The 19,619-nt window shown below is 36.7% G+C and carries 22 protein-coding genes and 1 pseudogene; 12 read left to right on the top strand and 11 right to left on the bottom strand.

Going from position 1 to position 19,619, the window contains the following annotated elements:
- Nucleotides 1-21 precede the first annotated feature (21 nt).
- Nucleotides 22-306 (top strand): hypothetical protein, encoded by a 285-nt coding sequence (locus tag ETP43_RS16755; RefSeq protein ID WP_129259742.1) that lies wholly within the window; start codon nucleotides 22-24, stop codon nucleotides 304-306.
- A 142-nt stretch (nucleotides 307-448) separates the two neighbouring features.
- Here the strand turns inward: ETP43_RS16755 and ETP43_RS16750 are convergent, their stop codons facing one another.
- The 4 genes from ETP43_RS16750 to ETP43_RS16735 form a co-directional block, all read right to left on the bottom strand.
- Nucleotides 449-718, bottom strand: coding sequence for a hypothetical protein (locus ETP43_RS16750; protein ID WP_129259741.1), 270 nt, complete (start codon nucleotides 716-718; stop codon nucleotides 449-451).
- Between the two features lie 608 nt (nucleotides 719-1,326).
- Nucleotides 1,327-2,256, bottom strand: coding sequence for a ParB N-terminal domain-containing protein (locus ETP43_RS16745; protein WP_129259740.1), 930 nt, complete (start codon nucleotides 2,254-2,256; stop codon nucleotides 1,327-1,329).
- Nucleotides 2,249-3,052 (bottom strand): ParA family protein, encoded by an 804-nt coding sequence (locus ETP43_RS16740; RefSeq protein ID WP_129259739.1) that lies wholly within the window; start codon nucleotides 3,050-3,052, stop codon nucleotides 2,249-2,251. Before ETP43_RS16740 ends, ETP43_RS16745 begins: the two co-directional genes overlap by 8 nt.
- Before the next feature lie 38 nt (nucleotides 3,053-3,090).
- On the bottom strand, nucleotides 3,091-3,462 hold the full coding sequence (locus ETP43_RS16735) for a transposase (protein WP_129259738.1): 372 nt from the start codon (nucleotides 3,460-3,462) through the stop codon (nucleotides 3,091-3,093).
- 397 nt (nucleotides 3,463-3,859) lie between these two features.
- Here ETP43_RS16735 and ETP43_RS16730 point away from each other — a divergent pair, with 397 nt between their 5' ends.
- The 10 genes from ETP43_RS16730 to ETP43_RS16690 all read left to right on the top strand — a co-directional run bounded on the left by ETP43_RS16730 (nucleotide 3,860) and on the right by ETP43_RS16690 (nucleotide 11,684).
- Entirely contained in the window at nucleotides 3,860-5,005 is a 1,146-nt protein-coding gene (locus tag ETP43_RS16730; RefSeq protein ID WP_207668933.1) for a hypothetical protein, read from the top strand.
- 24 nt (nucleotides 5,006-5,029) lie between these two features.
- Entirely contained in the window at nucleotides 5,030-6,853 is a 1,824-nt protein-coding gene (locus ETP43_RS16725) for an ATPase, T2SS/T4P/T4SS family (RefSeq protein ID WP_129259736.1), read from the top strand.
- Between the two features lie 51 nt (nucleotides 6,854-6,904).
- A complete protein-coding gene (locus ETP43_RS16720; RefSeq protein WP_129259735.1) occupies nucleotides 6,905-7,621 on the top strand; it encodes a metallophosphoesterase family protein in 717 nt (238 codons plus the stop codon).
- Nucleotides 7,622-7,727: 106 nt separating this feature from the next.
- Complete coding sequence (locus ETP43_RS16715) at nucleotides 7,728-7,922, top strand: hypothetical protein (protein WP_129259734.1); 195 nt, start codon at nucleotides 7,728-7,730, stop codon at nucleotides 7,920-7,922.
- 16 nt (nucleotides 7,923-7,938) lie between these two features.
- Complete coding sequence (locus ETP43_RS17235; protein WP_164979801.1) at nucleotides 7,939-8,097, top strand: hypothetical protein; 159 nt, start codon at nucleotides 7,939-7,941, stop codon at nucleotides 8,095-8,097.
- Nucleotides 8,098-8,195: 98 nt separating this feature from the next.
- Complete coding sequence (locus ETP43_RS16710) at nucleotides 8,196-9,161, top strand: hypothetical protein (RefSeq protein ID WP_129259733.1); 966 nt, start codon at nucleotides 8,196-8,198, stop codon at nucleotides 9,159-9,161.
- 63 nt (nucleotides 9,162-9,224) lie between these two features.
- The gene (locus ETP43_RS16705) at nucleotides 9,225-9,638 is read left to right on the top strand and encodes a hypothetical protein (RefSeq protein ID WP_129259732.1); all 414 of its coding nucleotides are present in this window, start codon (nucleotides 9,225-9,227) and stop codon (nucleotides 9,636-9,638) included.
- A gap of 254 nt (nucleotides 9,639-9,892) precedes the next feature.
- On the top strand, nucleotides 9,893-10,471 hold the full coding sequence (locus tag ETP43_RS16700) for a hypothetical protein (RefSeq protein ID WP_129259731.1): 579 nt from the start codon (nucleotides 9,893-9,895) through the stop codon (nucleotides 10,469-10,471).
- Nucleotides 10,458-11,048, top strand: a complete 591-nt coding sequence (locus ETP43_RS16695; protein ID WP_129259730.1) for a 3'-5' exonuclease — start codon at nucleotides 10,458-10,460, stop codon at nucleotides 11,046-11,048. Before ETP43_RS16700 ends, ETP43_RS16695 begins: the two co-directional genes overlap by 14 nt.
- 288 nt (nucleotides 11,049-11,336) lie before the next feature.
- Complete coding sequence (locus tag ETP43_RS16690) at nucleotides 11,337-11,684, top strand: hypothetical protein (protein ID WP_129259729.1); 348 nt, start codon at nucleotides 11,337-11,339, stop codon at nucleotides 11,682-11,684.
- 69 nt (nucleotides 11,685-11,753) lie between these two features.
- Here ETP43_RS16690 and ETP43_RS18720 read toward each other — a convergent pair.
- From ETP43_RS18720 to ETP43_RS16655, 7 genes and pseudogenes are all read right to left on the bottom strand, one after another.
- Nucleotides 11,754-11,996, bottom strand: a pseudogene (locus ETP43_RS18720) (IS110 family transposase); the annotation flags it as partial.
- 66 nt (nucleotides 11,997-12,062) lie between these two features.
- Entirely contained in the window at nucleotides 12,063-12,494 is a 432-nt protein-coding gene (locus tag ETP43_RS18860) for a DUF6560 family protein (RefSeq protein ID WP_129259728.1), read from the bottom strand.
- A 180-nt stretch (nucleotides 12,495-12,674) separates the two neighbouring features.
- The gene (locus ETP43_RS16675; RefSeq protein ID WP_129259716.1) at nucleotides 12,675-13,835 is read right to left on the bottom strand and encodes an RNA-guided endonuclease InsQ/TnpB family protein; all 1,161 of its coding nucleotides are present in this window, start codon (nucleotides 13,833-13,835) and stop codon (nucleotides 12,675-12,677) included.
- Nucleotides 13,768-14,421, bottom strand: coding sequence for an IS607 family transposase (locus ETP43_RS16670; RefSeq protein WP_164979807.1), 654 nt, complete (start codon nucleotides 14,419-14,421; stop codon nucleotides 13,768-13,770). Before ETP43_RS16670 ends, ETP43_RS16675 begins: the two co-directional genes overlap by 68 nt.
- A 525-nt stretch (nucleotides 14,422-14,946) precedes the next feature.
- Entirely contained in the window at nucleotides 14,947-16,059 is a 1,113-nt protein-coding gene (locus ETP43_RS16665) for a plasmid recombination protein (protein WP_129259727.1), read from the bottom strand.
- A gap of 18 nt (nucleotides 16,060-16,077) precedes the next feature.
- Entirely contained in the window at nucleotides 16,078-16,710 is a 633-nt protein-coding gene (locus ETP43_RS16660; protein ID WP_129259726.1) for a hypothetical protein, read from the bottom strand.
- A 210-nt stretch (nucleotides 16,711-16,920) separates the two neighbouring features.
- Complete coding sequence (locus ETP43_RS16655) at nucleotides 16,921-18,426, bottom strand: nuclease-related domain-containing protein (RefSeq protein ID WP_129259725.1); 1,506 nt, start codon at nucleotides 18,424-18,426, stop codon at nucleotides 16,921-16,923.
- An 857-nt stretch (nucleotides 18,427-19,283) separates the two neighbouring features.
- Here ETP43_RS16655 and ETP43_RS16650 point away from each other — a divergent pair.
- The gene (locus tag ETP43_RS16650) at nucleotides 19,284-19,583 is read left to right on the top strand and encodes a hypothetical protein (RefSeq protein WP_129259724.1); all 300 of its coding nucleotides are present in this window, start codon (nucleotides 19,284-19,286) and stop codon (nucleotides 19,581-19,583) included.
- The last annotated feature ends 36 nt before the right edge of the window (nucleotides 19,584-19,619 follow it).

Raw genomic sequence — 19,619 nt, 5'->3', positions numbered from 1 at the left:
TATTTAGGAGGATTATGTTTTATGAGTTTTGATAAAAGAGAATTATTTGAAAAAGAGTGTCGAGTTCATCTTGAAAATTTACGTTCTCTTTGTACAATGTTTCAAATTCCATTTTACTTTTCAGCATGTGTTGCTGATTCTGGAAAAGAATCGGAATATATTAGGGAAGCAGTTTTAACATCTACGACAGGTGTGAAATTGAGCAACGATCAATTAAAAAAACATTTACTTGTGGGTCTGGACTTTGATGTGATTCCGAAAAAATCTAATTTAGAAATCATGATGATTGATCCGGACAGTATCTAATGTAAATCATCCCAGACTGAAAACTTAAGCAATATCAGAGTAAGCACAGTCCTGTGATATATAAGTAAATAACCTTTTCACCCCGAAAAAAAATAGCTAGAAAAAACAATGTGGATTTCCGAATGTTTTTTCTGGCTATTTTCTATTTATTAAACTGTTTAACTGATAATTTGGTTTTGTTCTCAATTAAGGTATCAGTTTCAGCATTCTTCTGCTGAAGATGCAATTTGCGAATGTTTTTTTTTCGCTTACGTTCATTCCGAATCAAATGTATCATTCCCTTTATGGTATAAGAAGATGCAATTTGTTCAATGCCGTTTTTTCTATCAGAATCTCGTTGCTGTTCAAGAACTAATTTAACGGTAACGATGATTGTGGCGATTATGACATAAAAAATACAAGAATAGTCCATAATAAAAATAACTCCTATCGTTCTATATTTTATCCTTTTCCAGTTCACATATCACATAGTGATCTCCTTTCATTTGTGCATCATTTGACTTTTTAAAAAAAGAGGTGTCTCAGTAGATGGCGTTTGGATTTTGCGTTTAATAGATGCGGATGCTTTTTCTGGATTATTTGACATTATTTGTACTGCCTTCCTTACTACTCTTTACTTAAGTATGCCATTTAGCCTTTGAAAAAAGAAAAAATACATCTTTTTAGAAAAATTTTAGAAAATTTCTTAAACACTCTGGCATACTTTAGATAGAACACTATAGTGTTGCCGAGAAATCGACTTCAAAATAAGCACTATGTACTGTTTATACAGACACTTTTTGAGGTTTGAGAAATGTGTAAAACTGTAGGGCTTTCAAACCGTACAAGCGCGATCAGAGGGCAAGTGGAGTTTGAGAAATGTGTAATACTGTAAGAATTTTAAAATAGCAAATCAATCGGTATCGTTTGATAGTGGTTTGATAAAAGCGTAGAGCTGTAGGGAACAGGTAAATGAAATGGAGTAAATAAAGGGAAAGGTTGTCATATCATTAAATGCCAACCTTTCCCTTTTTATGATAATTAAGTTGTTGAACGAATCTTGTTTTCAGCCTCATCCAATTTCTTCCGCAATTCATTAATGGCTTCTAATGCTGCCTGCTTTTCCTGTGTTGTTTTTGATTTAGAAAGCATTTTCAAAAAAGACTTACCTGCTTGAGCAGTTTTATCAGCGTATGATAAACGGGATTTTGTGGGTTTGGCAGTACCTTTCTTTACGTTATTCAAGATAGAAATAAATTCTTGTTCGGTAAGTTCCGATACATCTTCTTCTTCTGTCGCGGCTTTATGAACCGCGAAATTTTTTACTTCTTCAGCAACCATTTCTTGCTGATTGAGTTCCAATCCTTTTGCAAGCAGTGATTTTTTGACAGACAGCAACCCCTTTGCTTCACACTCTTGCAAGGCAGGTGAAAGATTTGCAAACGATTCTAACCGGTATATTTGTGCTTGTCCAATTCCAAGCATTTCTGTTAATTGCTTTATTTCATCAGCACGAGAACCTATGGAGCCGGTTTTAGAGAGAACTTTTTTGGCCTGTGTAATTCGAGAACACCAGAAACGTCCATCCAGTTTCCTGTTTTTTGTGTTAGCATCTGTATGCGCAGCAAAACGCTTTCGCACATCAGGCTCATTTGGACGAACAACTGCCGGGATCGTAGGATGATTCAATATTGTGCACCAGGCAACAAAGCGTTGATGACCGGATATAATTTCAAAAGTTCCATCGTTAAGATCATATACAGATATCGGCTGCAGGAGTCCGGTTTTGCGCATGGAATCAGCATACTCAGAGATCATTTTCTCGTCCATCGGCATGCCTTCGTTAAAGGGACTCATTTTGATTTTACTGGCTGGAATATGTTGATATTCAGAATTGCTACTGGATTCGGTCCCGTTTACTTTAAAAAAATGCAAATCATCAGCTTTACCATATGTATCTTTTCTAGCCATTATTTTCGCCTCCTAAAATAGTCAATAGTTCTTTTCCGAATTCACGATAATCAAGAGCAGGTTTTGATTTTGGTGCATATTTCAATAAAGGCATTCGTTGATCCTGCGCCGCATCAACAATTGAGGATCTGCGAATAGCAACTGAAAAGACGCTTGTTCCCATTTTTTTTGCAACATCTTCTAAATTTCCTAGTGTGTCACGATACACGTTTGCCCGACCATCAAAATCTACTGGAAGAATTCCTGCCACTTTCAACTCTGGATTATATTCCTGTTGTGCACCTACGAGCGTTGAGGATAATGTTGCCATGCCTTGCACTGCATATCGAGTTGGCTTACACGGGAGTATAGCCCAGTTAGCTGAACATAGTGCACACTTTAAAAGTGTGTTAAGACTGGGATTGGTATCTAAAATTATATAATCGTAGTTAGTAAAGCCATCTATCTTCTCTAGTAGATTTTTCAATGTAAAATATCGATCAGAAACATTGTATAGCGCATCATCTGCCTCAGTAAGGTTCGGATCGCCGGGAATGATATCACCGAAATCAGTATGCTGAATAGTTTCCTTAACAAGTTCTTCGGTAATAGGTCCATCTTCCAGTAACAAATCGTATAATGTTGGCTCACCGAATATTTTTGCACGATATGTATCTGATGAATTTACCTGGGGATCCACGTCGATGAGTAAGGTACGATGATGTAATTCATTCAAAAATACTGCAAGGTTTACTGCAGTTGTGGTTTTGCCGACACCACCTTTTTGGTTGGTCACGGCTATAACAATAGATCTCATATTTTCCTCCTATTTGGATAATTTATCCGCCGGATAAATTATCGACTTTTTATCTGTTGAAAGTATTCTTGAACGGCTGCCATAGTATCATTTGTCATGTATCCGTTCTCACAAAAATAATTTCTAGTCCATAAACTGGGCATTTTGTTAAGATTTGAATATTTGTTTCGCAATGGTGCCGACGTTGCTGTTCTCAGAAAATAAGCTATATCTGAAGTAGGTAGATTATCTTTATTGTTTAAAGTAAGTATCAATCCATAATCTTCAAAACTGATAGAAATTAGGGTGCTATTAATTGTATCAATATTTTCGCGAATCAATTTTTCTGCTTCCTCTTTTATGATATCAGATGCAAACACACGACGTTTTAATCTTGTTGCCAGTGCAATTGTGACGATGTGCTCATCCATGGGTTTCAGAGCCTCCTTTTTATATTTTTAATAATCATAACATACACATTGCAGCATTGCAACATACACTTGCGGATTCCGCACATATGTTTTTGAAAAATATTTATTACCACTAATTAGGCACGAGAATTAACGGGAAATGGCCTTCAGATTTATGAGAATGTGTGTATTTATCCTGCGGATAAATCTGCACTGCCAGGGATAAAGAACCGACTTGTATAGAAATTTATCCGGCGGATAATTTTACGCAAATAGAAGAAACACCAGCCAGACAAAAGAATTCATCTGGTTTTGCTTAATGCTTTGGCATACTTAAATAAGGAGCAGATAGTATAAAGTAGAAAGTAGGAACAATATGAAGAAAAAAATAATAGTATTCCTTATAATCATATCGGTCTTGGCAACAACAGGATGTAATGGATTTAAAAGAGAAAACGCGAAAGAAGGAGGTACAGACCTCGAAACTGTCTTGGATATGGAAAAACTTGAGGATGGTGGATTTTATGTTTTACGGGGAGATGAATACGAAAAATTGTATGTGCAAGATACAAATTATGAATTATCAGACTCCTCTCCCACTTCACCTAATGTACAGCACACGCTATGGTATAAAGATGATTGGAAAAAGGTTCCAACTCTATATAAAGGTGATCAATTGATATATAAAACCACCAATACATTAGATGAAACATTCTCCATGGAGAGATTTGAATATGTGGGTTATACGATCGGCATTTCCAACTTAAAAGAAACAGAATCAGGACGTTTCGCATTTGAAACCAGTTCTGACAGTATGAACATCAACATGAACTCTGATGCAGCCCCATTAAGTGAACTTAGCACAGAAACAGCAATCATTGATCAAATCGGAGGTGCATATCTTCGAGCAGGAAATGTATCCAGTGGTGGCTGCATTCTTGGCTTGTCAAAAGGTAAAACCTACCTTGCTGAAGTATATGCCGGTACAATCATGCATGAGTACAAGTTGAAAGCAGATTATATAGCATTAACATCTATGGAAGTTTATAAGTCTGTCGATTATGATTTTATGCAGTCCGAGATCATTACAGTAAATATTCCAGAGTACTTTAATTCTGGTTATTATATGATCAATAATTATGGTCTGGTACGTTATGTAAACGGGACATCTTATGATGAAAACACAGATTTTAATGTTCCTAATGTAGAGGCTTCAGAAGACGTAGAAAGTATGGATACAGAGAATGAAAACCTTGTTAGCAACGATGAACAAACAAAAGATGATGTTAAAAAGGAAACGGTGTCAATAAAAAAAGACGGGGCATATTTGATCAAGGTGTCATATGTAAATAATGAATCTGGTGATGGAGTTCCATCTGCAGTTGTCTATAATGATGAAAAAGCATATCAGTTAAACGAGGATACATCGAAAGAATCCTTGTCAAAGGAAATGGAGCTCAAGAAAGGCGACTATACTCTTGAAATAACAGGTCTTAAAGAGCGTGAATACACTTATAGCATTGAGGAAAAAGCTTCTTTTGAAGCAGAAGCTGACAACGGATAAACAGTGGAAAGAGGTGAATTTTGAATGGAATTAATCGATGTACCTATTGGCAAGGTAATGCGTGCAATAATTCATGACAAGAAAAAACTTGCAGCGATAGAACAAAAATATAGACTTTTTGAAGAAGCTGAAATTATGCCATTAGCGCGTGGTACAGGTTTTATCGAGTTAACAGAAAGAGTTGTACCGGATCGGGATGGTGATTGGAAGCATCCTATTATTCTCTATGTATGTCGCCATCGTTCGCAACTGGGTGCTCTCGTACTCTGCAGGGAAGCAAAAAAATATCTTGAAAAATGCAGTAAACAAACCCCAATGGATATATTGTCGGTATCAGCAGGAATGAATGGCGACTCAATTGTACTGCTTCTTCTTGTTAGAACATATAAAACAGAACCGAATGTGAAAAATATTTATAATTACCTGGATGAGTTTCTCCAAGAACAGCATACAAGACCAAAGCTGATCGTTCCGGATGAAGCTAGGAAATCATATACAGAACAAGAACGGATGGCACATAAAAAGAAAATAGATGTTCAAAATAAAGTATTAATGGAATGTAGTGATGAGAGGCCATTTTTGAATAGCTTGGATGTATATACTCCGCTTGGTTTGGACGAAATTGACGTAAACAAGGAGCTGATCTATGATCTACAAACAAAAGATATGCAGATATCGACGGTTCTTCCGTATGTAGATTTCATAAAAATTTTCAGAGAATGTATGCGTTATATTACGTCGGTGGAAAGAGATTTTTATTATGATGTGATCCGGGAAAAAGCTTCAAAAGAGGAATTTATCAATGTCATAGAAGCTTATATAGAAAAACACTATATAGATACAAAAGGTATGAAGATTGAGGATATGCCTTCTTTGATGGAAAAAATCAACAGAGCATTGTTTGAACTGTATATTGTGCAGGACCTGATCGATGATCCAGAGATCACGGATGTAAAAATCACAGCTCCGGATTCTATCCGGGTAAGGGTAAAGGGGCGGGCGTATTTATCCAACGTAACCTTTATTGATAAGGAGGACTATATTCGGTTTATTACAGGAATAGCTGTAAAAAATAATATTGACTTAAGAATTCCAACACAGACTTTTACAGATGAACATGATGAAAAATATATTCTAAGATTTTCATTAACGGCTCCATATATAACGGGAAGCGGACTACCGATCATACATATCCGAAAGGTATCCAGAAAAAAATTACTGGCAAAGGATCTCATAGAGGCAGGAATGATGGATGAAAAAATCAAAAACTATCTGCTGGATTGTGGAAAAAACAGTCGCGGTGTTGTCTTTGCAGGCCCGCCAGGGAGTGGAAAAACAGTAATACTTAATTGGTTTTTAGAAGAAGCATATGAGGCTTCAGCAGAAATTCTTGTTATCCAGGAAAACGATGAACTATTTGCTTATAGAAAAGGTGTTATGTTTGAACACGTGGTATCCTATCCACAAAAAGGAGAAAAAGCTTGTTCATTAGAGGCTTTAGGACAAATGGCACTGGTTGCTGGAGCAAATGTTTTTGTTATTGGTGAAACCAAAGGAGCGGAAATATGTTCTGCGATTACATTATCCAACTCTGGTTGCCGTACCGCATTGACGATACATAGTACTTCATCAACGGAGACGATAGATAAAATGGTTGATCTGGCAATGAAGGGCTCGTCTGCTACCTATGATCAAGTGAAGCGGATGATGAAATCTTTTCAAACAATAGTATATCTTCAAGATTTTAAAGTGTGTGAAATATCCGAGATTATTGGATATGATGATAAGAGGAAGGATATGATCTATCGTTCAATATATAGAGCTAACAGTTTAGAGGAAGAACAGTAATCTAGGAAAGGAAATAACATATTTTAAATATGTTTATGTGACAACGAAAATATGCATTATGCCTGCAGTGATATTCATGGACAATATGATACATTTTTAAGGATGTTACAACTTATCGAATTTACAGAAGAAGATGAAATGTATATTCTAGGGGATGTGATTGACCGTGGTCCGAAACCGATAGAATTACTATTGTATATCTGTGAACATCAAAATATAAAATTGCTAATGGGGAATCATGAATATATGATGATACGTGCAGCTAGACACAAGGAAATGAATCTTTGGGCTAGAAATGGCTGCCGGACTACATTACATCAATTACAAAATCTGTCAGAGACATCCATTGAGAAAATCCTACAATTAATAGAAAAATTACCATTGCTCATACCCAATGTTCAAGTTGAGGAAAAATCATATTATTTAACACATGCTGGTATGATTGATCAGATCATAACAGAACCATTGTATCTTAGTGAAGTAGAAAATGAACAGATTTTTAACATAGTATGGGACAGAAAACTTGCGATGGGAGAATATCCACAAGATATACTGTCTGCGCAAGTATATGAATACTATGAGAATTCAATAGTATTGTTTGGTCACACAATATCGGACAGATGCGCGTTTGGAAAGACTGATAAGGAAGGCGGTCCGTGTATTTCCAGGAACCGTAATATTATAAATCTTGATTGTGGATGTGCGAAAAAACAAAAATTAGGTTGCCTTAGACTGGAAGATTTCAAAGAATTCTATCTTAATGTATGAAAAAGATCGTTGCTTTAAAAGCACGGTCTTTTTTTTTGAATTTCAACAAATGGCATACTTTAATTGTTAATTGAAAAACGGGAGCAAAAGAAAGGAGGAATCGAAAATGGCAGATTTATCACGGATATTTGATATCTGGCAACGAGTAAATTGTAGAATTGACGACAGGCTTTATGAGGGGGTTGTCAATGAGGTTTATTGCGATCACATCATCGTCGATATCGCTGAAATATCAAATCATTGTTGGTTTGAGGAAGGAATTAATATTGGGGATGTTTACCCGGAGTACAATTATTGGTAAAATGGAGGAATCAAGTATGGAAATCAAGATGGCGATTGAAACTGCAAAGAAAGATGGTAATTGGAGTATTGTTTCAAATAAGCCGACCAGTGTAGCGGTTGTTTTTATAATGCCAATATTGAAGATGAAACAGAGTTGGACCTCTACAGTGAGGACCTTGAGTCCGAGCTGGTAGAGTTATGGGGAACCTTAGCCGAAGAGATGGAGTCAGCTAAAGATAAAGTCATAAGTATTGAGGCATATGGTTTTGTCAAGGATTAGGAGGAATCGAAAATGGAATATAAAGGAACGAAGTATCCGAAAGAATGTTTTACAGTAGTAAGAGATAAGACACTTGCGATAACACCGGAGTTGTATCTGGCAACGGCCACAGAGGGTTTTGCACCTTTGAAAGTATATAATAGTTTTTCACGATTTACATTTACAATCATTAATGAAAAAAAAGCAGTAACTGCAAATGTTAAAATCGAAGAATTTGAAAATATTAAAAGGCTTTCAAATATTGCGCAATCAATGGATGTTCAGGCTGGTTTGTTTATCCCAATAAATACGAATGAAGCGGACTGCTATGGAGAAAAAGACCAGGCGTGGAAGTCAGAATATGATAATGCAAATGGTACAAGAATTATGAATGGTATACACAAGGGAAAAACACCGATTGAGGTGTTGTGTGAGGATCCGGAAAGTGGTTCTAAGGCTTTAACCACGCAAAAAGAATGGTTAAAAAGAAATCTTGAGCAGTATCCAGGAAATTTAAAACAAATTAATGCTATTGAATCAGCATTAAAACTTTATGAATCTGGTGATTTTAAGATACAATCGAGTGATATACAAACAATGAAGGGAAAGCGGATTAGAATCTATTCTGCAGAATACCGGCCTTTAGTACGTAAGGCGAGAGAGAGCGACGGGAAATGCCCAGTATATCACATTGATATACGCTGGAATATTGGGCAAGAATATCCGGTCACGATTTCGATTATTAATTATTATGCACCGGTATCAGTAACAAAGGAAGGGCTCTTCAATGTGCATGCTTCACAGGCGGTAGACCGAATATGCGGGGAAATATGTCTCACAGCAGCTGAATGGAATAACGCACTAAGAGCACTGCGCACTGCGATGTTTCAGTTTGAAGTCTTACACGCAAGAGATTGCATTAATGATGCAGCGGATGCAGAAAGAAGAAACAGACAAGCGGTAAATTATCCTCCGGATAATTTTCCTTTTCCAGGATAAATAACAGCACATGTGCGGAAAATTATGGCTAATCGCAATTAGTGGTTGAAAGGAGACAATGAAATGGCAGAGAAAAAGAGTACACGCTGGAAGTACTACCAGCCTAACAAAAAGGATCTTAAGGATGAGTACGGAGATTGTGTGATTCGGGCTCTCTGTAAGGTAACAGGTAAAGAGTGGCTGGAGGTGTTTGATGAACTTACTCCTTATGTGAGAGAGGTACAGGCGAACCCTAATGCTCCACAGGTTTACTCTAAGTACCTGAAGGATAACGGATTTAAGTGGGTAGGTATTAAGGCTGAGAAAGGCAGTAAACGTCCTACAGTACAGAGCTTTGCAAAGGATCACAAAGAGGGTACATATATCCTTAGGGTATCGCATCATATTGTAGCGGTATCGGATGGCTCTTTCTGGGATACTTGGGATAGTGGCTATAAGAGTGTGTACGGTTACTACGTTAAGGAGGTTTCAACCTGATCTGTAGTCTTACAGAATCCGGTAAGAGCGGATTTTTAACCACTTATTGCGGATACCCCAAATTATCCGCCGGATAAATTTACTATAAGCTAAAAAATAAAAATTATCCGTCGGATAATTTTACGGGAAATGATAGAAAGAAGAATGTCGTATGAGCATACCAGTTCATGCGACATTTTTTTCTAATAATTTACGTGTAGGGTAAACTATTAATGTGTATATGAAAAAGGGAGAAGAGAAAGGAGGAATCAAAAATGTATCGTGTAAAAACACAAAAAACTGGATTTGAGTATGAAAATACATTTGAAGAATTTGATGTCGCAGAATTGAAAGATATCGTGGAAAATGTGTTTGATGAACGTTTGATAGTTAAATATAGCAATCCGGTTGTTTTGAATGAAAGATGTGCAGTTACGTGTACGATTAGAGACCAGCTTACTGACAGGGAGCTAACATATCCAGCAGAAGTCATATGCACGGACCCAAAAGTGCATTATATTCAGGAAACATACGAAAAAGCCTTTTGGGGCGCAGCAATGTCTTTTTTAAAGGTATCTGTGGAAAGGTATGACGAAAAACCATCGTTGAAGAATAGGAGAAAAGAGACGCTGCCGGGTGAGACAGGTATTGCTATCAGTGATGATATGGTGTTGCTATTTGGCAACATGCGAGGAAGAACTTTTAAGGATGTAAAAGATACTCCTCAGTTTGCTCATTTTTTAGAGCAACTATGCGAAACAAGAAATCTTTCATTTTCAGATGAGGCGAGAAATGAGCAGTTAAATTTGCTGTTAAAGTATGCAGCGGAAAGGATGAGTCATGAGCAAACATGAATTTAAGGAAATAGAGAATGTAGAAATGGCAAAGAAACTCTTAGAGAATGGAACTCCCATGTATGTCTTTGATCTGGAAACTACAGGACTTTCTAGTGAAACGGATCGGATTTTATCGTTCTCATCCATCAAGATGAGAAAACAGAATGGATTGTTAAAAGAGGAAGACAGGCTTGATATATTTATAGATCCGGGATTTAAAATACCGGATGCAGCGACAGCAATTAATCACATAGACAATAAACGGATTAAAGGTTGTCCAAGAGAGAAAGAAGCTTCGAGAATTATCCGTTCATTCTTGGGGGAAAATCCTTTCATTTGCGGGTATAACTCTATTTGGTTTGACCTCAAGTTCATCGAGGCGATGTACCAGCGTTCATTTAGAGAACAATTTGTTCCGTCGATGCATTTGGATGTATGGAGGATGGCCGAAGAAAAATTGGAGTTACCTTCTCACAAGCTAGCACATGTTTGTGAGCATTTATGTAAAGATTCCGGTTTAAAATTTCACAATTCCATGGATGATGTGATTGCAACATATCGTTCAATGGAGATCCTTATGGAAATGTATAATTGATTAGAGAAGAGAACGCAATCATGAGATTGCGTTCTTTTTTGTACTGGTGGAATGTAATATACTACCTGTGAGGGCGAAAAACAACGCAAAAATCAGTTTCGAACATTCGATATGGAAATCTACGCAAAACAAAAAAAGAACAGAAATAGAGGTAAAATAGGGGCATACAGGGGGGTGAAATACTTTCTTGCAAAAGATGTATGTATGTGGCATACTTAAAATAATCATTTAAAATTCATCGACGCTTCTGGTAGGAGTATTTTTGATAAAAAAATGTGGAGGGGTACAATGATAAAATTAAGTAAAAACGCCAGTGGAAAATATGAGATAACTGAAAGCGAGTATGAAAGGGTCGTTTCTGTTTGCAAAGTGATATATAAAAATACAAATAATGCTTTTTTATACGATTCGAAGAAAAAGAAATTCTCAAATTCAGATATTTTTCCAACCATTAAGGATCTGGAATCACATGATGTAAGAGAAAAGTTTGAGTTATATTTTCCATATTTAGTATACTATCTCGAAGTTTATGAGTGTGCGGAACCAGAGTTCAGAAAAACAACAGAATATATTGCGGATCTTTTTTTTGATATGCTTGAGATGAAAATGGATAGCAGAAACAGGAGATGTAGATAGATTTAAGGAGGAGTTCGTATCAACTCCTCCCTATATAGTCAAGTCTTTTTTTCTTATTTTTCAAGGATTTTTTAGTTCCATATCCCAGATGAATGAGTCAAGAGGATGGACGTTTCTCTGTATGATATCCTCCGGCAATGGAGCCTCCTTAAGTATCATCCGTCCGCTGACTGCCATTAAGTCCCCATAAACGTCTTTATATTCAGGAAAATATATGGCAAACCTTCTGGCGATTCGATTCTTGATTCTTGTAAGCTCTTCCTGTGTCTGGAAACGAAGATTTGATAAGCTCCTGATTTCCGCAGATCTGCCATACTTTCTAACTTATCTGTGTTTACAGAAATTCTCCCCACAGTGCATCCCTCCTCATCTTGTCACTTATTTCAGCTTTCCATATGCCCTCAGACTTTTTATAAAATAATCATAATTTTCCGACAGACCATCTACGGTAATTATTTTTTTCCCTTTTTCATCAAATATGACAATTTCTTCTTTTTTTCCGATTTCTACATTCCCGATATTCGATATGGACAATTCTGTTTTTTTATGAAACATTCTATACACTTCTATTTCTGATTCATTCACCTGAATGCTCCATCTGGTTGCCCATATCATAATCAACAATCCTATTCCTGCGAAAATCAAAGCAAACCAGAGATGTCCCATTGTAACTGTTACATTTCCTTTGATTTTAAACAGAAGAAATACGAAGAACAACAAGATTCCCATAAAAAACATAATCATATAGACATATTTTAGTGCTGAGGGAACGCGTACAATATAATGTGAATCGTTATGGGAAGCTGCCACTCAAAATGTGTTGAAATATACTCAAACACATCGAGAAATTGAAGCCCTTGCGGATACTTCTTACTGCTTCGATGTGTATGCTTTGGCGATTGTAAACAATACGCTACTCACAAGTTCGTGTACACTCCACAGTCGTAAATTCCTGCGATAGCCCGCAGTACATACTTACGTTTGCGTTCATTATGCAACTTCGTAAGTTAAAGCATCTCTTAGATTAAGAGCAGCATTGAAATCCCTATCCTCGACATAGCCACAATTACAACGGTATATTCTATCTGAAAGCTTCAAATCTTTCTTGATAGCACCACAGCAATGACATATTTTGGATGATGGATACCATCTGTCTACGACTCTTAATTCAATACCATTTTCATCACACTTAGCTTTGAGCTTAGTTCTAAATTCATAGAACTTTTGTGACGCAACGGCTTTTGATAGATGTCTGTTCTTCATCATTCCTGATACATTCAAATCTTCAATAGTTATATAAGATGGCTTGGTTTTCACTATCTCTGCTATTGATTTATTGATATAATCCGTACGGATATTATCTATTTTATGATGAAGTCTTTGTACTTTGAGCTTTTGCTTTTGTATATTCTTTTGAGTGGACTCTCCTTTCTTTAAATTTTCATACTTGCGTGAGAGACATCTTTGTTCTCTACGCAGTTTCTTTTCCAATTTTTTAATTCTTGCTGACTTATTGATATTTTTATAAGTTTTACCATTGGAAACAATCGCCAAGTCTTTCAAACCCAGGTCAATTCCTATACCACCATTGCTATTATTAGCAATTTTAGCGTCAGGAATTTCTACAAGAACTGACACATAGTATCTGCCTGCTTTGATGGATACTGTACCGCTTTTGATTTTCCATCCCTCTTTAGTTGTTGGTATATAACCTTTTTCTTTAATGCGTACCCAACCTAAAGTGGGTATGTTCAACCTATGTCTCTCGCATCTACAATCTTTAGGATTATTCTTTACGAAATACATTTTTACATCAGACTTACCTTTCCTTTTGAAATTAGGAAAAGCACTTTGATGTTTAAAAAATCTTGTAAATGCAATACATCCATCTTCAATGGACTTTTTTACAGCTTTTGAATACACTTCTTTCATCCATACTTTATCAGGATTATTAGGAATGTACTCATTATTGAGCCATACGCTGAAACTCTTGCCAGTCATAAACTTTTCACCGTTATCGTATAAAGCTTTGTTGTGACTGAGATAAAAGTTGTAAACGTACCTACAAGTGCCGATAGTCTTGTTAATCTTGATTTTTTGCTCGACTGTCGGATTTATTTCCGTTTTGAAGCTCTTTAGCAATTTCCTCATCCCTTTCTATTTGTTTTTTATACTTACGAAGTCCATACAACCTGCAAGAGAACACATGGAGTATAGAAACAATATCCTGTACGAGTTCTTCCTGTGGTGATAGTTCTTCATTATTCACTACCACTATGTTTGTATTAAACTTCATACAGAATTTTTCAAACCAATCATAGCCAAATCTGACAAATCTATCTTTATGTGTAACTATAATAGTTTTGATTTTTTGTTCCATTACTTCATCTAATAATTGATTCCACTTTTTACGATTGTAGTTAAGCCCACTTCCATAATCTTCAATACATTGATCTACAATGATACCTTTAGCATTGCAAAACTGACGTAAAAAAGTTACTTGGTTTTGTAAATCATCTTTTTGGTTTTTTGTAGATACTCTGGCATAAATAACAATCTGACGATTATCGTTTTCAGTATTTATACCCTTAAACTGAAGATATTGGTCATAAGTATAATAACGCCTATCAGTCGGAGTCCGATTTGCTTTCAGAATCCCCTCTCTATCCCAACGTTGTAACGTTTTGACTGAGACACCCAATAATTCAGCAAAATCTTTTGGTTTGTAATTAGTGATATTAGATGTGTTCATAATAATGCCCTCCATGAGTATATTTTAACACATTTAATCACTATTGACAATGAATTTGATTACTTAAAGTTTCCTCCTTTCCCACCGGAATTCCTGTTATTCATTGATTCCATCACAATATATAAAATACCCATTGTTACTGCATAAACGATACATTTTACTATTCCATGTCCCATGTTTTTTCTCCTTTTTGTCTGCTTTTATCAATTGTAAAATAAATTCTTGATCGATTTGATAATATTGTTTATTTCTTCCATTACAGCATAGTGTAAGGAATCCATAAATGAATCTTTCGTTTCTTCCATATGGATCAAGACTGATAGTACGATCTCAAGAAGAGTTATAAGACAAATGAGCAGAAGTAATCCGATTAATATAAGATATAACCAGTATAAAATCTGGTGCATGTGTAGCCAGCCTAGAAAGTATTTTATTCCCTTAACCAATTTTATTCTCCTTTAATGGTGATACAAGTGAAGCCTCGCACGACTAAAGTCACGAGTTACGCGGCTAATGATCAACGTTCCTGTAGCTTGTTTCTTTTTTCTCTCGTTCCCGCTGCCAGTTGATCAGTTCGTGAAAAGATTGTTGTACCATTTTTGCTTTGTCTTTGTCCGGGTAATTCTTTACGGCATCATCGAATTGTTGCTGCCTTTTTATAGCTTTAGATATCCGTTCAAGTGACCGCTCAGAAATATCCGGTTCGCCTGCCTGCCCAGCTAAAGAGGAAAGAAACTGCTCGGTATATCTGTTCTTTTGTTCGTAAGCAGTTTTCATAGACTCAAATTCAGATTTCCTCTTTGCCAGTTCAGCAGTCTGGTCGTAGAGTATAGATTGTCTGCGGGCTAGTTTCCGTTCCTCTTTTACAATAGAATCTCTTTGATGTACCATGGAAATCTGATGAGCTGCTTCAGCTCGTCTATGGTAATCTTCAAGAGATTCATTTGGTGCAGGATCTGGAAGTGTGGATTCGGAAGCCTGAAGTAATTTATTGTAATAAGCACTACGTTGTTGATGAGAAATCGTGGAATGGCGTTCCCCTCTCGAAAGCCCAAAGGGTTCCATGGCTTGTGCATAAGAATCCTGAAGCTGCCCTAGTGCGGTTCTGCCGTTTGAATAAGCCTTTGCGTTTAGATGACCATATTCATCTATGGGTACGATAAAAGCATGAATGTGTGGTGTAGATTCATCCATGTGTAGAACAACACTTTTCACGTTATTAATCTTCTGTGTGACTTCCATTCCGTCTTTATCTGTGTAGCTGATCATGCCTCCTGGCGGATTGAAAGTTTGCTGGAGCCATTCGACACATCTTTTACTCCAGGCGTTAATATCAATACCGGGGGTGTCTTCGTGAGAAAATCCAAGAAAAATATCCAGTCCCCTAACTGCGTCCTTGCGTATTTTTTTAGTGATAGCACCAGACTGCTGCAGATTCCGGATGGTCTCATCGGAGATGTCAGCATAGGTACGTCCTATTAATTGATCAACAAGCTCCTCGTTTTGAGATGCTTTTAGCGGATCAGCATTTCGAACATTGTAAATCCTCATGTCATGATTATAACGATTTCCCAATTCATGTTCTGATTTTAGCTTAGCCATTCTCATAATTGCATATCCCATAATAAGAACTTCACCTTTTTAAGAAAAATCCGATAAGAATTCCGGATGATACTTAGATAATAAAAACGGATCCTTTGTTACCCGGAAGACTTTTTGATATGAAGTCGAAACTGATATTCCGGGCCTAAAACAGGAGATGATATATCCGTAGACGCAGAAAAGTATAGCACAGATTGCTGTATGTGGAACTCTTGCATATATATCGAAATGATGAAGATCGTTTTTAATTGTCGTTGATTTTTTAATCTGAGCAATTTGCTGATCGTCAGAATAGACGCATGTATTTACAACATTTTTATCAGCTATGGAATATGCGAAGTAGTAACCATTTTCATAATGCATTTCGAGGTAAGAAGTAATAGAAAGCCATGTGCGCTTCCAATCCACCTGAAAGATTCTACCAGCGAACACATCATTTTGCTGAAAAGTGTATTCACGGAAAAGTTGGTATTTTTTCTTAGGGAAACGTTCTTTGGCGATTCGCTCACTACAATGAATATCAAATGTCTTATCAAAGACACTAATATGGGCAGATGCGTCCATGCTTCCAAGTTTTCCCTGGACATGGATGGTTCCTATCTGGAAATGATCTTGAAGAATCTCAAAGTCCGCAGCGTAAAGATCTCTTTTTGTTTGTTGGATACGAATCATGTTATAATCTCTCCTTATATTTAAAAGTTTGAAATAAAAAGCTGTTAAGATAATCCTTTATTGGACAGCAGATATCCTTACCCAGCTTTCTTACAGGTATTTTTAGCAGAAAACCTTACATGATAAGTATGCCATAGAAAATCGAAAATCAAAAAATCTGTGTGCGTTATATATAAAAAAATTTTAAATTTCTAAAGCAAAGTTTAAGTTCTATATTCCAGACATTAATATCTTACCGTAGTAGTATTCTGGATCTGTGATTTCAAGTAATCCTTCCGGAAGGGCATTTGCTGGTCCACAGTAGGTCCATTGCCGGATGTTACCGGATTTCAGTCCTAAATATTCGGAATACAATCCGTTTTGTCGATACAAGAGATGCCGCCTCTCGTCGAAGTAGTATCTTGCCTGGCGAAACTGTAACCTGTAATAAGACGTATGAGCTCTTTGCTGTACAAGATCAGCGAGTTGTTTTTTTGAGTACCGTGGCAAAGAAGCCAGGGCAGAATATGCAGCCATAACCTCTGGAGTGATTCCACGAACACCTTTGGTCCATTTTTTATAAGTAGCAGCACTTTCCTGCAGGTTTGCTTGCGTAACGAAATAGGCATGGATATTTCCAAAGCAGACATTATGCTTACCATCTGCATTAACTCTCGTTCCCTTTGGAGTGAGGAAGGATGTGCATAAGAGCATATTATCCAGAAGTTCTTTCTTTACGGTGTTTGTCTTACTGGAAAGAAACCAGCTGAGAGCTAATCGGTGCTGCCAGTTTTGAAAAAAGGCATTTCCGACTTCTTTTGTTCCGTGATCCTGCTGAAGTTTCCATACGGGAGCATACTGATTTCGGTAGAGATTTCCCTTGTAGTTTTTTGCCTCTCCGATGATGATTCGATCTCTCCAGAAACAGAGCATGTCTATTTCCTGAAATCCACCATCTGATTCTGGAATAACAACACCAAACAAAAATTTCTTTTTGCCAGGTAAAATTTTTTTGAGCATTTTGTAAGCAGAGTATTCGCCAAAATTACCACATACTTCAGAAGAAGCATTTGGAACATCCATAACTTCGTTTTTTGGCAATTTTGTCTGCCAAGCGAATGGTGTGAAATAATAACCACGCATTATCTTTTTAACATAAGACGGATAGTTCATAATAGTCAGCCCGAACTTAATGGAAAAAAACATTGATGTTATAGAAAGAAAACCAAAGATACTTGCGAGGATCACGCCGGTAAGAGTTGGAATGGAGTAGCCATAACTGTCAGATAAATGAGTCCAGTTCCGATCTTTAAAAAGTAGAATGATAAATGTTATTGCTCCGGCAGGCACGAGAAAAGAAACTATAATTTTCCAGGTGCGCATAACTCTTTTGAAGATTGTAGTGAAGCTGATGAAAACATCGAGCAGGGAGAGTAAAAGAAAATACAGACAGAAACCTTCCCAGGTTGTACTGTCATATTCGATATTACATTGACCTGGAGCTCTGTACATATATACCAGGTAAAGGACAAATGAAAGAGTGGTCATTACAACATAAGGTTTCACTTTCTTAGTAGAAGCAAAAGTAATCGATAGGCCTGTTGCCACTAAACCGCCGAGGTAAATGTAAAGCTCGGTTCCTGCCGGTCTATTAGTTGGAAACAGGATAGCGATAGTCAGAATGAGAAATCCGAAAATGGATAGAAGCGTATTTAATGAATTTAATTCTTTTTTCATAAGGACCTCCTAAATAAAATTATCCGGCGGATAATTTTTTATTTGTTTGTTATCAAAAGTATGCCAAAAACAATTGGGTAATACGATTCATATCTTACCTTAAAACATGGTAATAGAAAAGACATGTACCGTCAATTGTATTTCAAAAAAATATGTCAGTAACGTGACAAGAATAGAATGGGCAATGTCGGGATAAATTCTCATAAAGTATAGTCTGTATATACTTTACCTTTTTCCGTCCTTATGCTCACTTCATTTTTAGCTGAAAAAGTCTCGTATTTGTGTTTAAAATTAAAGGTTTCATGGACTACTCCATACGAAAAAGTTGAATCCAGTTTAACATCTGCAGCATGCAAGATCTTTTACTTTGAAAGGAGAGAGAAGCAGGCACGGAACTGAAAAGATCCATGCACGAAACATGTACTGGTAGAGAAATATCTGCTATAAACGGCACGAATGTTCCGAAAACCCATGTATTTCGCGTTTTTTTTCTAATTTCTGCTGCCGATTTAAGTGAAAATAGAAGATATTTTTATACCAGTATTTACAAATTAGAGTATCTAACCGTTTGAATCTGTAATTGCATTGAATGTCACTATTCAAAGTGCCGTCCATGTGGCATGAACGTGTCATGTTACTGACACAAATGTAAAGCACGGACGGCTCTTTAGTGTCATGTTACTGACACATATCCATGAATTCTTCATTTATTCCAGTGTCACGTTACTGACACAAAACATATAACCGAGCATCCTACTGCCACGTGGGTGGTTAAAAGTATGGTGGTTTATGTCACGTTACTGACACAAGCACGGAAGACGGTGGTAAGGATAAGTGTCACGTTATTGACACGAACGATGAATAAAGCATGGGTTTGCATCACGTTATTGACACAAACAAGATCAACTGCTGCCTTACGACTATATTCGAAACCAGATGGGAAAAATTTTATGATCAGGCACGGAATAAGAACAGAAGTAAAAGCGGATCTAAGCAGGTCGTTTTCCGTCCCTGCAAAACTTATGAAGATACCGTTAGGAAATACCGTGGAGAAGCCAACGGTTTTGTATATTATCTTTTATGCGGGCTGGAGATGGCGAAAATATTCTGTTAACGAAAGAATTGCAACGACAAAAATATATTTGATATTGAAGTAATAACATCTTATAATATACTTATAAAATAAAAAGAGG

This window comes from Blautia faecicola (genome assembly GCF_004123145.1).
Taxonomy (GTDB): Bacteria; Bacillota; Clostridia; order Lachnospirales; family Lachnospiraceae; genus Oliverpabstia; species Oliverpabstia faecicola.
The sequence above is the reverse complement of the archived record's forward strand: the minus strand, read 5'-3'. Positions and strand labels throughout refer to the sequence as shown.

Coding starts and splice junctions, on each gene's coding strand:
- ETP43_RS16755 (WP_129259742.1), top strand. CDS start 22: ATGAGTTTTGATAAAAGAGAATTATTTGAAAAAGAGTGTCGAGTTCAT.
- ETP43_RS16750 (WP_129259741.1), bottom strand. CDS start 718: ATGGACTATTCTTGTATTTTTTATGTCATAATCGCCACAATCATCGTT.
- ETP43_RS16745 (WP_129259740.1), bottom strand. CDS start 2,256: ATGGCTAGAAAAGATACATATGGTAAAGCTGATGATTTGCATTTTTTT.
- ETP43_RS16740 (WP_129259739.1), bottom strand. CDS start 3,052: ATGAGATCTATTGTTATAGCCGTGACCAACCAAAAAGGTGGTGTCGGC.
- ETP43_RS16735 (WP_129259738.1), bottom strand. CDS start 3,462: ATGGATGAGCACATCGTCACAATTGCACTGGCAACAAGATTAAAACGT.
- ETP43_RS16725 (WP_129259736.1), top strand. CDS start 5,030: ATGGAATTAATCGATGTACCTATTGGCAAGGTAATGCGTGCAATAATT.
- ETP43_RS16720 (WP_129259735.1), top strand. CDS start 6,905: ATGCATTATGCCTGCAGTGATATTCATGGACAATATGATACATTTTTA.
- ETP43_RS16715 (WP_129259734.1), top strand. CDS start 7,728: ATGGCAGATTTATCACGGATATTTGATATCTGGCAACGAGTAAATTGT.
- ETP43_RS17235 (WP_164979801.1), top strand. CDS start 7,939: ATGGAAATCAAGATGGCGATTGAAACTGCAAAGAAAGATGGTAATTGG.
- ETP43_RS16710 (WP_129259733.1), top strand. CDS start 8,196: ATGGAATATAAAGGAACGAAGTATCCGAAAGAATGTTTTACAGTAGTA.
- ETP43_RS16705 (WP_129259732.1), top strand. CDS start 9,225: ATGGCAGAGAAAAAGAGTACACGCTGGAAGTACTACCAGCCTAACAAA.
- ETP43_RS16700 (WP_129259731.1), top strand. CDS start 9,893: ATGTATCGTGTAAAAACACAAAAAACTGGATTTGAGTATGAAAATACA.
- ETP43_RS16695 (WP_129259730.1), top strand. CDS start 10,458: ATGAGCAAACATGAATTTAAGGAAATAGAGAATGTAGAAATGGCAAAG.
- ETP43_RS16690 (WP_129259729.1), top strand. CDS start 11,337: ATGATAAAATTAAGTAAAAACGCCAGTGGAAAATATGAGATAACTGAA.
- ETP43_RS16675 (WP_129259716.1), bottom strand. CDS start 13,835: ATGAGGAAATTGCTAAAGAGCTTCAAAACGGAAATAAATCCGACAGTC.
- ETP43_RS16665 (WP_129259727.1), bottom strand. CDS start 16,059: ATGGGATATGCAATTATGAGAATGGCTAAGCTAAAATCAGAACATGAA.
- ETP43_RS16660 (WP_129259726.1), bottom strand. CDS start 16,710: ATGATTCGTATCCAACAAACAAAAAGAGATCTTTACGCTGCGGACTTT.
- ETP43_RS16655 (WP_129259725.1), bottom strand. CDS start 18,426: ATGAAAAAAGAATTAAATTCATTAAATACGCTTCTATCCATTTTCGGA.
- ETP43_RS16650 (WP_129259724.1), top strand. CDS start 19,284: ATGAATAAAGCATGGGTTTGCATCACGTTATTGACACAAACAAGATCA.